The following is a 15,091-nucleotide window of genomic DNA, read 5'->3' on the forward strand; positions in this document are numbered from 1 at the left end:
GCCTGCGATCAGGGACGATTCAACGAATCCAGATTGAAGGTATCGGCGGCGAACTGCTTCGTCTTCACGTCGGTGTATTGCAGCAGCGAGTAGTTCGACTGGTCGATCGCGTCCTGGATGCTCATCTTGCTCACGAAGGTCTGCGCCTTGCCGTCAATATTGAGCCGGTTGTTCATCTCGAACACGGCCGTCTTGAAGACCTTTCCCGACACGGTATAAAACTCTGCCTTCAACGGCACGAGTCGCGATACGGAAACGTAGTAGACGATCCGGTCATAGGTGACGAAACGGTTTTTCGCGAGCAGGTTGAGCACGTAAGCGGTTTCACCGTTGACCGCTTCGGTGCGCAGCAAGCTTGCGTCGTAATCCTTCGCATAGTTGGTCGACGCGATGTCGCCGTTCGACGCAGGGCCGACCATCTTCTGGCGTGTCGAAATAGACACGGGCTTGGTCAATGTCGCCTTGCCGAACCACATGCTGCGGCCGTTCTGCAACAGCCGGCTGCCTGCTTCACGCGGCGGGAAAGTCGCTTCCGCGAGACTGTCCTCGCCGCTCGCGCGCACCACATACGTTCTTCTGTCAATCGGCCCGCCGCTATCGTGGCCGGTGATATCGATGGTCCATTGCACGCCGTTCATACCGCCGCCACGCGCGCGGTCACTGGCTGCGACGATCTGCGCGGCATCGGGCGCTTCGATTGGAGCTGCCGTGGCGGTCGTGCGGGTTACGACGCATGAGGCAGCGATTGCCAGAAGCAATGACACCAGCCGAACGACGGTCTTTTTATAGCGCTGCATGATCTGGATACCTGAATTCATGACAAGAAAAACGACAAAGGCGCGCCGCATGCTCACACGAAGCTCAATGCGTCGACCACTTCGATCCGCGTTGTGCGATATGCGGGGTAAGCCGCGCACAGCACGGCGAAAAAGCTCACGGCGAACGCGATCGCCCCCATGCGCAGCCAGTCCAGATCGACCTCCAGCAGCACACGAGAAGATGAATTGGGCGGCGTATAGCCGATCCCCGATGCATTGATCGCGCAGGCGGCGACGAGCGTGACGACGAGCCCGAGCAGCGCGCCCAGCAACGCGATCCAGAGTCCCTCGAAGGCGAACAGGCGGACCACGCCCGCATTGCTGAGCCCGAGCGCGCGCAGGGTGCCGATCTCGCGGGTACGCTCGACCACCGCCATCGACATCGTGTTGGCGACGCTCATCGCGGAGATCACCAGCACGATGCTCGCAATGAACGAGAAGATCATGTCAAACAGGCCCTTCACCTGCGTATAGAAGCTCGACATGTCCTGCCACGTCCTGATCTCGATATCGAATCCCTCGGCGCGCAGTCGGCGGCTCAGGTCCAGCTTCACCTGCTCGGTCAATGCCGCGCTGTCGAGCAGCACGATGAAGCGCTCCACCGAGTCCGTGTTCATCAGCGACTGCGCGAGCCCGAGCGTGGTCAGCACATACTTGTCGTTGGTGCCCGCGCTGCCCGTATTGAAGATATCGACGACGTCCGCATCCACCGCATTGGCCTGGCCGTCGATGGTCGACGCCAGCAGGCTGAACGTCTCGCCCTTGTGCAGATTGAGCAGCTTCGCGAGGTCGGACGACACCGCGACGCCCGCTTGCCGGTGCCGTTCGAGCCGGCCGCCGGCGTCGCCTGCGTCGGCCGCGCCGAGCGTGTCGTTATGTTCGGCGACGATGCCCTCGCCGATGAACACGGTCGACGCCTGGCCATTCGAAATCAGGCCATTCAGGCTCAGGCGCGGCGAGACCAGCCGGGTCCCCGGTTCGCGCAGAACGAGTGCTTCGAGCCGGCGCGTTTCCTCCGGTGTGAACAGATAGCGTTTCGGCTTCAGCTTGCCTTCCAGCAGAAAACCGCGCCTGAAGATGGTCAGATGCCCTAGGCGCTCGCCCATCACGGCCTGTTGCTCGAGCCCCGCGTAGACGTTCGCGATATAACCGCTAAAGAGGTTGATCGCGGCAAGGCCGAGCGCGATCGCCGCGAGCGTGACGAAACTGCGGCGACGGTTTCGGAAAGCGTTCTTCAGCGCCAGAGTCAGCGAATGCGTCAATGTCCATCTCCATCGGGCAGCCGTCCGTCGCACAGACGTATCGCGCGGGTCATATAGGTCAGCGCGCGCTCATCGTGGGTGGAAAACACGAAGGTCACGCCGCGCGTGCGGTTCAGGCGCTGGAATAATTGCATCGCGGCGCGCGCGTTGCCGCTGTCGAGGCTGGCGGTCGGTTCGTCGGCAATCACCAGTGGCGGGCTTGCGATCAAAGCGCGCGCGATCGCCACGCGCTGGCGTTGTCCGCCGCTCATGCGCTCGGGACGCTTGTGGTGCTGCCCGTCGAGTCCCACTTCGTCGAGTAACTGGCGCGCCTGCGCGGTCTGCGCGGCGCTCGTGCGACCTGCGAGCCGCAGCGGCAGCAATACGTTGTCGAGCGCGTCGAGCACGGGAATCAGGTTGAAGCTCTGGAATACGAAGCCGATCGACGACTGACGGCGACGCGCGTACTCGCGCGGACTCAGACGAGCGGTCGGCTCGCCCAGCACGTCGATCTCGCCGGCCGACGGCTTGTCCAGCAGTCCGATCAGATTCAGCAAGGTGGTCTTGCCGCTACCGGACGGACCGACGATGGCAAGCATCTCGCCAGTCTGAACCTCCAGATCGATACCGGCGAGCGCGCGCACGCCACCATATGTCTTACCGACGCCGCTGAGCCGCGCCACAGGCCCCGCATCTTTCCTGGCCGGCGCGGCGTCCGTACGGGGCCATGCCAGTTCACGCAGTTCGGCTTTCATGAATGTCTGTCCAAAGGTGCTCCGCAGTCGTGGGGACCGGCGACATGGTTTGCCGGTTAATGGCCGCGCTGCCGGGCGGCATGGAAGCGCGACCTGAGCCGCTCTGTCCGATCGGTCCGATCGGTCCGTTCGGCAGCAGGAAGACCTTGCCGCGACGGCCGGGCTCGTCAACATGGCGCAACGCTTGGCCGACCGCTTCCAGTGGATAGACCGCGGCCACCTCGACGTGCAGCACGCCCGCGCGCAGCAGGTCGACGGCTTCTGCCATCAGCGCGTCGCGCTGCGCGAGAGTCATGCGCGCCAAACGCTGCGTGAGCCAGAAACCCTGGAGCCCGATGCCTCCGAAGATCAGCGCGTCGCTGTCGAGTTGAACCGGCCTGCCCGACAACATCCCGTAGTTCACGATCGTGCCGCCGCGTTCGAGCAGCGGCGCGAGACGCGCGACGCCATCGCCACCAACCGGATCGAGCGCGAGCCGCATCGGTGCTGCGCCCGTGAGGGCTTTCGCCGCGCGCGCGAGTTCCGGCCCATCGACGAGCGCGACGTCGCCGCCCGCCGCGCACACCTGCTCAATCGCGTCGGTGCGCCGCACGATGTTCAGCGTGCGCAGGCCGTCGTGCCGCGCGATCTGCATAACCGCACGGCCGACACCCGACAGCGGCGCGGTCTGCACGAGCCACGCGCCGCGCTCCAGTGGCGCCTGACGGCGCACCAGTTCGAGCGCGGTACAGGCGTTCACCTTGAGCGCGGCGAGCTGCAGCGGGTCGAGCTCCGGCGGGACCTTGAATACTTGCGACGCCGCGAGCCGCCGCTGCTGACACCAGTTGTCGTTGCCGACCAGGATGACCCGGTCGCCCACGGCCAGCTCGCGCACGGAATGGCCGCGAGCGGCCACCCGTCCCACCGCTTCGAGTCCGACGCTGGCAGGCAGCCTCGGCAATTCGCCATAGCGGCCCGCGAGCCGCGCGAGGTCGGCAGGATTGATCGCGCAAGCCTCGACATCGACCAGCACTTCCCACGCCGAGGGTGCGCCAGGCGCGGCGACCTCGCAGCAGCGCGCGGCCTGCGAGGGTGTCCCGAACGCGTCGAAACGGATCTGCTTCAAAAGAGCCCCTTGCTGGCCGGCGCGACGGCCTTCAGCTCAGCCAGCAGTCGAACCGTGCGATCGATCTGTTCGCGCGTGTGAGCGGTATTGATGAAAAAGCGCAGGCGCGCGGCATTGCGCGGTACGACGGGGAAGATCATCGGGAACGTGAAAACGTCGTTGTCGAACATGCGCGCCGCCAGCCACAGCGCGACCTCCGCGTCGGGCAGCATCACCGGAACCACCGCCGATGCGCCGCTCGATCCGATGTCGAGGCCGGCAAGCCGCGCCTGCTCGCGAAAGTAGGCGGCGTTCTGCACCGTGCGCTGCGCGCGTTGCGGCTCCTCGCGCATGATGCGCAGCGCCGCGAGTCCGGCAGCGGCGTTGGCCGGCATCGGCGACGCGATATAAAGCCCGAGTCCCGGCGCGTAGTACTTGAGCATCGTGATCAATTCGCGGCGCCCGGCAACATAGCCGCCGATCGTTGCGAACGCCTTGCTCATCGACGCGTAGTGAATGTCGATGTCCGCGCCGTCCAGGCCGAAGTGATCGACCACGCCGAGTCCGCGCGCGCCTATCACGCCCATCGAATGCGCTTCGTCGACCATCAGCAGCGCATGGTGGCGCTTCTTGATGTCGATCAGCCGCGGTATATCGGGGATATCGCCGTCCATGCTGAACACGCCTTCGGTCAGGATCAGCACCCGCTCGAAGTTGCCGCGATGCTCGACCAGCAGCCGCTCCAGCGCGTCGCAGTCGTTGTGCGCAAATGCGAAGCGGCGCGCGCCGCTCAGCTTCGCGCCGACCAGCATGCTGTTGTGGACCAGTTCGTCGTACACCACCAGATCCTGCTTGCGCGCGAGGTAGCCCACCGTGGCGACGTTGGTGCCGTAGCCGCTCACGCCGAGCACCGCGTCCTCCACGCCGAGCGTCTCGGCCAGTTCCTTCTCGAACTCGCCGAAGATCGGGATCTCGCCCATGATGATGCGGCCGGACCCGGTCGAGGTTCCGTAGTCGTCGATGGCCTGCTTCGCAGCCGCTTGCACGCGCGGGTCGCCTGATAGATTCAGATAGTTGTACGAAGAAAAGTTGATCATCCGCCGACCCGCGACGTTGACCTCGGCGCTCGCCACGCCGACGTGCTCACGGAACATGTTCCACTCGTAGCCCTGCTTGTCGTAGTACCAGCGCGTGTTCGCGTAATCGCGCAGCTCGGGAAACTGCGCGAAGTCGTAATGCTCCCGCGCGAGCGCGACCTTCGGTGCGACGGCGCGCGCGGCCGATGTCTCATTGCCGGCCGCCGCGGCGCGCTGCCTGGCGAGCAATCTGGCGCGCAGCCGCTCGACGTGACTGTCAGAACTCATTTTTCAACTCTCTCCGGTGTGCGGAACTGGTCCTGAGGCCTGGACCTTGCAATGCGCCTCAAGCAGCCTGGGCCGCCGGCCCGGCGGCGACGTTTGCGTCGCCCCAGCCGAACGCTGTCAGCGCCCTGTCGACGATCGCGCGAATCGTCAGGTCGTCCAGGATCTCGAGCACCGACACGCCGATGCCGAGATCGCGGCTGAGCAGCAGCTGGATTTCGGTCGCCATCAACGAATCGACGCCCAGCTCGAGAATTGGCCGGTCGACCGGAATCGCCTGCGCCGCGGTTCCCAGTTCATCGGCGATCAGCGACGCGACGAGGCTCGCCAGCACCGTGAAGCGTTCGGCGGACGGCAGGTCGGCCAGTTCGCCGCGCAACACGGCGGCCGGATCGGCGTGCGGGTTCGCGTCGGCGGCAATCAGCTCCGCATAGCGGGGCGACTGCGCACCGAGCGTCTCGTAGCGCCCCCAGTCGCTCCAGTTCGTGATCAGCGTGATGCCGAGTTGCGTGAAGTCGCGCAGCATCGCGCGTTCGAGCCAGCGCAACGCCTCGGCCGACTCCATGCCGCGCAGTCCCATGTAGCGCATGAACTGTTCAAGCCTCTCGTCTCGCGTCACGACACCGACGTCGGCAATCGCCCCCCAGTTGATGCTGGTGGCCGGCAGTCCAAGCGCGCGCCGGTGCCATGCGAGGCCGTCGAGAAAACCGTTCGCGCTGACATAGCTGGCCTGGCGGCTATTGCCCACCAGATTGGCAATCGACGAATAGAGCACGAAGTGGTCGAGCGTCATCTCGCGGGTCTGTTCGTGCAGCAGACGCGCACTCTCGGCCTTGGCGCGCATCACCGCGACCAGGTCTTGCGGGACCAGCTCGACGATCGGCTGGTCGACGATCACCGCCGCCGCATGGAATACGCCGCGCAGCGGCGGCGCTGCGGCCGCGATGGTAGCGAACAGATCGCGCACCTGGCCTTCATGCGCGAGATCGCACTTCATGCAAACGACGCTCGCGCCGCGCGCGCGCAGATCGTCGACGAACGCGCTTCGCTCGCGCGTATCCGCGCCGCTGCGTCCGGCCAGCACCAGATGACGCGCACCGTGCTCCACCAGCCAGCGCGCGGTCTTCTGACCGAACCCGCCGAGGCCGCCCGTGACGAGGTAGGTCGCGTCGGGCCTGAAGGCCATTGTTTCGAGCACGTGAACCGGCAACGCGGTGGACGCATCGTCGAAACTGACGATAAGGGGAATGTCGGTATCGGGCAGCGCGAACTTTTTGGTGGCGAGATCGACGATCGACACGGACAGGCTTTCGGCCGCTGCGACTTCACCGCTACCCGCGCGCGCGACGGCCTGGCGCAGCGCCGCGGCGAAGCGGTCTGCACGCCGCGTCAGCACGGACAGATCGGCACGCACGATCGACGAAGCGGAGTCCGGCAGCGAGCATGCTTTTGCGCGCTGTGCCGTGTCGATCAGCAGTCCGCCAGCGGTAAGCGCGCGCCAGCCTAAGCTGTCGGCCCACGTGGCGAGCGGGCCGACGATCGCGTCGAAGCCCTGGCCATCCGTACGACTGGCGACTGCCGCTTCGAGCGCGGCATGGGTGGCCGCGATCGGCGTACAGCCGCTGATCTGCTGCGCGTTGCGGGCGTTCGGACGCACGAGCAGCGTGGTATCGATGCCGCGCCGGCGCAGCGCAGCGTGCACCGACAAGCCCAGTTCGTCAGCTTCGACGAGCACGCGAGCGTGCTCGTCGAGGTCGGACTGCTCGACCAGGCGTTCAGCCACGGCTTCTCGCACGGCCGTGAGCAGCAGTGACGAAGCGGCGGCGCCGTGCGCCACTTCGACCAGGTGGAAAGCCGCGCGCGGCCCGCGAATGTGACTGGCGAAATCGGCAGGCGCGAGACCGTAGACGCGCTGCCCGACGTGCAAGTCGACCACTGCCGCACCCACGCGCTCGACGTTCGCCACCACTTCGACGAAGTCGAGATCGAGCGTGTCGCCGTTTGACCCGCGCAACGCTCGCATTGTCAACGCGACGCAATCGACCTTCAGTTCGATTTCGTCGTCCCGCAACGGGGGGCGGGCGATTTCGATGAGCTTGACGCTGCCCGCGCTTTCTTCATGCTCGGCGGCATGGCGAACCTGGACTGCGCGGTCCCCACTCAGCGACACAGGCACGACGCGCGGCTGCGCGAGCAACGGGTTCACGGCAAGGCGGCTGAAAAGACGGCGACCGCGGCGGATCGCCACCTCGTCTTGCGGCGCGTCGCACAACAATTCGAGAATCGCCGCGTCCAGATCGTCGTCGCTGGCGGCCGCCGGAATGTCGACGGTACTGAATCGCATGCCTTCGAGCTCGTTGAAGGCGACTCTGGCGAAGCCGTTCAGCGCGGTCTGTGCGGGCTGCACGGGCGCGTCGTTGTCGCAGGCGTTGAATGCGCTGCGTGTGAGCAGATAGGCGCGCGGCCGGTGCGCGACCGGCAAGCCTGCAAGCTGCCGCGTGACTGCGTGCATGAAGAGCAGAGCCTGCGCGCCGGTGGGATCGGCGCCCGCGAGCGTCGCGTTCGCGCCGTGGACGAAGACCACGCCATGCAGCGCGCCGGCGGCTTGCAGTGCGGCGGCGATGTCGTCGCCCGAGTCGGGGCGCGCGGTCATGCGCACACCTTCCGCGTTGAACGACGCACCAGCGCTCAGCCGCGCGCACACCCGCGCGCCGAATGCTTCAAGGCCGGCGGCCAGGTGCCCGGCGAGCGCGGCCGTGCCCCCCTCCTCCACGATCAACCAGTGGCCGAGCCGCTTCGGTTCTGACAGGCGGCCCGCGTCGGCCCATTCGAAGCGCGGCATTTGCAGCTTGACGAGGTCGCCGTACGCATCGGTACGCTCCACCTTCGCCGACGATGCCGTCACGCGCAAACCGCGAATCACCGCGAGCACACGGCCCGCGTCGTCGATGATCGTCAGGTCGGCGTCGACGTGGCGCGGCGTGGCCTTGACCTCTACCGCCTCGCACCAGTAGCGATCCGGCAATGCGGGCACGAGCAGACGCAGCTCCTTGAAGCCGGTCGGCAGAAATGTCGTTTCATTGTTTTCGAGCATGCCGACGAGCACCTGGAAGCACGCGTCCAGCATCACCGGCTGCGCGCAATAGCCGGTGGCGTGCAGGCCGGGGCCGCGCTCGATTAGCGCGAGCACACGCCCGCCTTGCGGGTCGACGTGCAGCGACCGGACCGTCCGGAAGTGCGGCCCATATTGCAAACCGATGCGCGATAGCTCGCGGTAAAACACCGCCGGGTTCCGCTGGACGCCTGACGACGCCTTCAGCGAGTTCAGATCGACGCGACGAACTTCCGCAGCCTGCAATGCACCCACGTTGCCGGTCAGATGCAGTTGCCCCTCGCCGGTCTTGCCGCTTTCGACGCTGTGAATCGCCGCGCGGCACGTGCTGCGCTCGTAGCTGGAGACGTAGTCGATCGCGCGGTCGCTGGAGAGCACCAGCGGCGCGCGGATTTCGACGTCGCTGAGGCGCCAGCCCGGCGCGTCGGGATGCAGTCCCGCGGCGATTTCGAGCAGCGTCTCGACATAAGCCGCGGCCGGCATGATAGACGTGCCCGATACGATATGGTCTTTCAGATAAGCCAGGTTTTGGTGTTCGAGGTCGTTGACCCAGACGTCGGGCGCGGGATACTGCTCGCAGCCGAGCAGAGGACGCGCGGTCGCACCGACGCGCTGATGGACCGCCCGCTCGGTTTCGATCCACGAGCGTTCGCGCTGCCATGGATAGTTCGGCAGCGTGGTCGCCTGGCCCTGCCCGTTAAGGCGCGTCCAATCGATTTCGCAGCCGCTCGCGAACACCTGGGCCACGGCGCGATGCAAACGCGCGCACTCCGCCTCATTGCGGCGCAATGTCTCCACGACGCGGATCTCTTTGGCGCGCGCTTGGGCGCAGTCGCGCAGCGCGCTCGACAATACCGGGTGCGGGCCGATCTCGACAAAGGTGGTAAAGCCGTCGTCGAGCAGCGACTGCACCGCGTCGGCAAACACGACCGGCTGGCGCACGTTGCGCGGCCAGTAGCTGGCACCGAACGCCGGCCCTTGCGCGCGGCGGCCAGTGACCGTCGAATACAGCGGCACCGCGGGCTCGCAAGCGACGATCGCGCTCAGCGACGACGCGAGCTCGTCGAGAATCGGGTCCATCAGGTGGCTGTGATACGGCACTTCGACGTTCAGCACGCGATGGAATATGTCACGGGCGGCAAGCTCGGCGGCGAGTGCTTCGATCGCCGCCGTGTCTCCCGACAGCGTGAGGGTGCCGGGTCCATTGATCGCGGCGATTTCGAGACGCCCTTCGAACGGCTGCAGCAGCGCGGCGCCACGCTCGCGGTCGAGGCCGCTCACGGCGAGCATGCTGCCGCTGCCCGCCGTGCGCGCCTGCAGACGGCTTCGCTCGTAGCTGACGCGCAAGGCGTCTTCGAGGCTCAGCGCGCCGCTCACGCCAGCGGCCGTGACTTCTCCGACGCTGTGGCCCACCACGGCGCCCGGCTCGACGCCCGCGGCGCGCAGTACCGCGACGATGCCCCACTGGATCATGAAGTTCGCCGTCTGCGCGTAAAGGGTCTGGGTGATGTGAGAATGCGCTTCGCTCCTGAGCATCTCGGCGAGGATGGAGAAGCCGGCGATGCGCTGAAAGAGACGATCGGCATGGTCGACGGCTGCCCGATAGACGGGCTCCTCGCCATACAGCTGCTGGCCCATCGCCCACCACTGCGGGCCCATGCCGGTGAACACCCAGACGGGCAACCTGCCGCCCGGCACGACCTGCTGGCCGGTGAGCACGTGCGCCGATTTGCCGCTTTCCAGCCAGGCTGCAAGCGCGCCACGCAATTCGCCGTTGCTTGCGCCGAGCGCGACTGCGCGATGGCTCAGCGCAGCACGGTGCAGCGCGGCGGAATGCAGCAGATCGGCGACCGGCGCACCGGGATTCGACAGACGGTCGATGTAACGCTGCGCGAGCGCCTTCAGCGCCGGCTCGCTGCGCGCGGAGAACGGCAGGTACAACGGAAAGCCTGCGGGACGCGCGGGCGCGGCGCTCTCGGTCGCGCCCGGTTGGGGCGCGCCGTGCGCCGAGCGCAAGACCACATGCGCGTTGGTGCCGCCATAGCCGAATGAATTGACCGCTACGAGAAATGGCTCGTGCGCGCCGGCAAGCGGAATCGACCTGTCTGCGAGACGCACGCCCAATTCTTCGAACGCGATGTCCGGATGCGGCGTTTGCAGGTTGCCGAGCGGAAACGCTTCGCGATGCATCAGCGTGAGCACCGCCTTGATCACGCCGACAATCCCCGCACCCGCTTCCAGATGCCCGATGTTGCTCTTGATCGAGCCCAGCACCACGCGTTCGTCGCCCTCGCGACCCGCGCCGTACACTGAGCCGATCGACGCCGCTTCGAGCGGATCGCCCACCGCGGTCCCGGTGCCGTGGCATTCGACGTAGCGCACCTGCGCCGGATCGATGGCGAAGCGCTCGCATACTTCGCGGATCAGCCGGCTTTGCGCGTCGACGCCAGGCATCGAGATGCCGGGCGTGCGGCCGTCCGAGTTGACGCCCGCGCCCGCGACGGTCGCGAGAATCGTGTCGCCGTCGGCAAGCGCTTGCTCCAATGTCTTCAAGAGCACGATGCCGCCGCCCTCACCGCGGCCATATCCGTCGCCGCGGGCGTCGAAGGATTTGCACTGCCCGTCGCGCGACAAAAATTGCCCTTTGCTCATGCCGATCGAGTACTCGGGCCGCGTCATGACGTTCACGCCGCCGACCACCGCAACATCGCACTCGCCCGCCCAGATGTCGCGGCACGCATAGCTGAATGCCACCAGCGACGACGAGCAGGCGGTGTCGATCGACAGGCTCGGTCCGCGCAGGTCGAACGCATGCGACAAGCGGTTCGCCAACATGGTCATCATCATGCCGGCCGCGGTATTGGCGTTGTGCTGTGCGCGGTTGGCGGCCTGCGTCAGCGTGATCATGTGGTCGAGCATGAAGCCGCCGACGTACACGCCGACCCTGCGGCCGGCATGAGCAGGCAGGTCGAGACCGGCGTTCTCGAACGCTTCCCAGGTCAGTTCGAGCAGCAGTCGCTGCTGCGGATCGAGGTTCTCGGCCACGCGCGCGGGCAGATCGAAAAACGCCGCGTCGATCGAGCGGACGTCCTGCTTCAGGAAGTTGGCGTGGTCGACATAGGCTTTGCCCTTCACGCTCTCGTCAGCGCAGTAGTAACGGGCTGCGTCCCAGCGATCCGCCGGTATCGGCCCGGCGGTCACGACGCGTGCACGGAGGGCGGCCAGCAGCGAATCGACATCGTCCAGTCCGCCTGGAAGGCGGCAAGCCATTCCGACCACAGCAATTTCACGCATTATCGTTATTCTTGAAAAATAGATACTCGTCTTTTTTGAAAACCAATTTGATCAGTGTATTGCGGGCTTCCCCTTGAAGTGTCTCTGCGATGTCGGATGATCCTTTGTTAAATGAGACAGTCGATGCTTCGCGGAAACCATTGCATGGCTAATGATTGATCGCTACCCCGTCAGCCATGATTCAATCGAGTTAATGCTGGAGACTTACGTCGATGACCGGCATGAGAATAAAACACGGCCCCTCGAATAAATCTGGGAAAGTTCCGAAGGACGACGTGGAATCGCGAGAATGTGTTTTTGCGCCTTTTGAATGCGCGTTGTGTCGATTTGAATGGAATACGGCAATCGACGCGAGTCTCAGCGAATTGCGCCGCTCTGCCATTTCGCAGGCTCGCTCTGACCGCTTTCCGGTGAGGGCCCCTGAGATGCTGCGAAGCAGTCGCGGGGATCGGATGCGGCGGGCCGTTAGTTGCATAACCGCGAACCGCGCTCCTAGCACGGTCATACCCCGACCGGCGCCGAACTGGCATAGGCGCCGCGGACGCAGCATTGCCTGCGCCGATACCGGCGGCCGCGCATTCCGGATTAACAGCCTTTGGCTTGTATTTACAAAATACAGCGTATAGACTGTATGCGAAATTTACAGGCTATAGACTGTCAAGGTGCCGAAGCGCCTGCCGGAGAACAATCGTGGACTACTCCATCAAGACACTGAGCCAGTTGAAGCCGATTCTGCTGGGCTTCAGGAAGGCCGCCGGGCTCACCCAGGCCGCAATGGCCAGCCATCTCGGCGTCACGCAGCAGACCTACGCACAACTAGAGGCCAATCCGGCCACGGTCAGTATGGAGCGGCTATTCAAGGTCCTGCGGGTGCTACAGGTCGACCTGAAGCTGACCCAAACCGCAAATGGCTCATCGGCAAGCAATGTCGCCGGGGAAAACGTCAGATCTTCCCCGGACGCGAGGCAACCGGCCGACACTGCAACAGCCCACCGTCCCGCGAAAAAGGCGGCGGCAATGGCCGGCAAGACAACGCGCAAAACCTCGTCGCCGCGCAAGCAGGAAGCTTCCTCTGCCACCCAGGCCCGCGTGGCCGCCCCGGTCAAGCAAACCGCCTCGAAAATCACCCGAAAAGCCGTCGGCGCTACCGCGCCGGGAGCGCCTCGTGCCGCCGCGAAATCGCGCAGCGCCGGCAAAAAACGCGAGGACTGGTAAGCATGGCACGCAGCACGCAACCCACCCGCCTGAATCTTTGGATGAACGGCTTGCCAGTGGGCCATTGGGAAACCACCCGCCATGGCGAGCGCCTCGTGTATCGCGACGACTGGATTGCCGATCCGCAGGGGCGCCCGCTGTCGCTGTCGCTGCCTTTCACGCCGGGCAACCAGCCGTATCGCGGCCAGCTCGTCGCGGACTATTTCGACAACCTGCTTCCCGACAGCGAACCGATCCGCCGCCGGATCGCCACGCGCTACCGGACCGGCAGCACCGCCCCGTTCGCACTGCTTGCCGCGCTCGGTCGCGACTGCGTCGGCGCGCTGCAGATGCTGCCGCCAGACGACACGCCTGCCGATCTGGCACGCATCAGCGGACGCGTGCTCAGCGACAACGAGATCGCCAGCCTGCTGCGCGGCACCACCTCCACGTCCCCGCTCGGACAACACGATCCGCTGGAAGATCTGCGCCTGTCGATCGCGGGCGCACAGGAAAAAACCGCGCTGCTTCGCCACCAGGGCCGCTGGCTGCTGCCCGAAGGCAGCACGCCGACCACGCATATCTTCAAGCTGCCGCTCGGGCTGGTCGGCAATATGCGCGCGGACATGCGCACGTCGGTGGAAAACGAGTGGCTCTGCTCGCAGATCGTCGCGGCCTATGGGCTACCGGTAGCGCGCTGCGAGATCGCGGGCTTCGACGACCAGAAGGTGTTGATCGTGGAGCGCTTCGACCGCCGCCCTTCGAGCGACGCAACATGGATCGTGCGGCTTCCGCAGGAGGACATGTGCCAGGCCACGGCCACCTCCGCGCTTCGCAAGTATGAATCGGATGGCGGGCCGGGCATCGAGACGATCATGGAAGTGCTGTCCGGCTCCGCGCGCGCAGCGACAGACCGGCGCAATTTCTTCATGACGCAGATCGTCTTCTGGCTGCTCGCTGCGACCGACGGTCATGCGAAGAACTTCAGCATCGCGCACTTGCCGGGCAACCGCTACCAGTCCACTCCGCTTTACGATGTGCTTTCCGCGCATCCGATCATCGGCGCCGGCGCCGGCCGCTTGCCCGCGCAAAAGGTCAAACTGGCCATGGCGGTGCGCAGCAAGAACGTCCACTATCTGCTCAATCAGATCCAGCGGCGGCACTGGATTGCGCAGGGGCAGCGAGTGGGATTCTCCGCTGCGAATGTGGAGACGATGATCGACGAGTTGACCTCGCGAACCGACGCGGTAATCGACGAAGTGTCGGCACAATTGCCCGTGGACTTTCCGATGGACGTGGCCGATGCGGTCTTTGGCGGGATGCGGCGGTTGAACAGGAAGCTCGGCCAATTCACGTAAGCATCTTTGCGCGCGCCGCTGGACCTGAACACGCCGGCGGTAGCGAACACAAAACCGCTTGACGCAGTTTGCATTCGCCGCCTGAACGGACTCACTCCCTACCAGAGACGATATTAGAGATAGTCCAGTTGTTGGTGGATACCAGCACATAATCGCCGTTCACGCCTAACCATTTGTGTCCGCGCGACGGCGCATTGAGCCCATGGCTGCGCCAGTCATCCATCACGAAGTTGTAGTGACGGTATTCATCCGGAATGCGTTGGCCCTTGTGCCAGTCGCGATGTGGAATCGACGGCATCATCTGCTGGCGGCCAGACGGGCCCACCCTGGCTGCGTCACCTCGATCCGGTGGCGGACCCGCAGCCGTCGCAATCAGAGACACGCCGAAAAAGGAAAGAGCAACAAACTGCACGGCAATCTGCTTGTTCACGATCGAACCTCCGTACGGGGAAAGAAAGCTCACGCAGTCGTGGGATGCAATGTCTCTTTGACATCGCGATGACAACTCCATGCTTTTCATATAATTAGCAATGCAAAGTACCTACGACTCGACGCGAGAAAGTTAATAGTATTGTCAGGGCCGTTGCCCGATGACCCTCAAATTATAGTAAAGGAACGTTCGACTTCAAGCCGGGTTCCGAGCCAGCGGCATACACGTCGGCTTCAGTTGTCCGGTCTGATTTTGTCGCGATCAACTATAGTGGAGACATGCGGCCAACGCGCAACGCAGATCGTCAATCTGCGAGATGGTCCGGATGGATGACGATAAAACGTTGAAGTGGATCGCCCGTTGCGGTCTACGTCGTCGAGGGAACGATGTACTGCTGAGTATGCTTGATCGCTTTGGCGCCGAATGAGTTGACCGGTGTCTTAC

Annotated in this window: 9 protein-coding genes; 2 read left to right on the forward strand and 7 right to left on the reverse strand. The window is 64.9% G+C overall.

Annotation, left to right across the window (positions count from 1 at the left end):
- Positions 1-8: 8 nt before the first annotated feature.
- From ABQJ48_RS20705 to ABQJ48_RS20730, 6 genes are read right to left on the reverse strand one after another with little or no spacing between them, the layout of a single operon-like run.
- Positions 9-797, reverse strand: coding sequence for an outer membrane lipoprotein-sorting protein (locus tag ABQJ48_RS20705; protein WP_367839858.1), 789 nt, complete (start codon positions 795-797; stop codon positions 9-11).
- Positions 798-850: 53 nt separating this feature from the next.
- A complete protein-coding gene (locus ABQJ48_RS20710; protein ID WP_367839859.1) occupies positions 851-2,080 on the reverse strand; it encodes an ABC transporter permease in 1,230 nt (409 codons plus the stop codon).
- Entirely contained in the window at positions 2,077-2,814 is a 738-nt protein-coding gene (locus ABQJ48_RS20715) for an ABC transporter ATP-binding protein (protein WP_367839860.1), read from the reverse strand. The genes ABQJ48_RS20710 and ABQJ48_RS20715 overlap by 4 nt, the downstream gene beginning before the upstream one ends.
- Positions 2,795-3,919: a zinc-dependent alcohol dehydrogenase family protein gene (locus ABQJ48_RS20720; RefSeq protein WP_367839861.1), complete on the reverse strand. Its 1,125-nt coding sequence runs from the start codon at positions 3,917-3,919 to the stop codon at positions 2,795-2,797. Before ABQJ48_RS20720 ends, ABQJ48_RS20715 begins: the two co-directional genes overlap by 20 nt.
- A complete protein-coding gene (locus ABQJ48_RS20725) occupies positions 3,916-5,262 on the reverse strand; it encodes an aminotransferase class I/II-fold pyridoxal phosphate-dependent enzyme (RefSeq protein WP_367839862.1) in 1,347 nt (448 codons plus the stop codon). The genes ABQJ48_RS20720 and ABQJ48_RS20725 overlap by 4 nt, the downstream gene beginning before the upstream one ends.
- A 58-nt stretch (positions 5,263-5,320) precedes the next feature.
- Entirely contained in the window at positions 5,321-11,665 is a 6,345-nt protein-coding gene (locus ABQJ48_RS20730; RefSeq protein ID WP_367839863.1) for an SDR family NAD(P)-dependent oxidoreductase, read from the reverse strand.
- Positions 11,666-12,355: 690 nt separating this feature from the next.
- Here ABQJ48_RS20730 and ABQJ48_RS20735 point away from each other — a divergent pair.
- Both ABQJ48_RS20735 and ABQJ48_RS20740 read left to right on the forward strand, forming a co-directional pair.
- A complete protein-coding gene (locus ABQJ48_RS20735) occupies positions 12,356-12,880 on the forward strand; it encodes a helix-turn-helix transcriptional regulator (protein ID WP_367839864.1) in 525 nt (174 codons plus the stop codon).
- A gap of 2 nt (positions 12,881-12,882) precedes the next feature.
- The gene (locus tag ABQJ48_RS20740; protein WP_367839865.1) at positions 12,883-14,217 is read left to right on the forward strand and encodes a type II toxin-antitoxin system HipA family toxin; all 1,335 of its coding nucleotides are present in this window, start codon (positions 12,883-12,885) and stop codon (positions 14,215-14,217) included.
- A gap of 91 nt (positions 14,218-14,308) precedes the next feature.
- On the opposite strand, the gene ABQJ48_RS20745 is transcribed toward ABQJ48_RS20740, so the two are convergent.
- Positions 14,309-14,647 carry an RcnB family protein gene (locus ABQJ48_RS20745; protein WP_367839866.1) on the reverse strand — a complete coding sequence of 113 codons (339 nt, stop codon included), beginning with the start codon at positions 14,645-14,647 and terminating at the stop codon, positions 14,309-14,311.
- Positions 14,648-15,091 lie beyond the last annotated feature (444 nt).

The organism is Paraburkholderia suaedae, from assembly GCF_040812055.1.
Classification (GTDB): domain Bacteria; phylum Pseudomonadota; class Gammaproteobacteria; order Burkholderiales; family Burkholderiaceae; genus Paraburkholderia.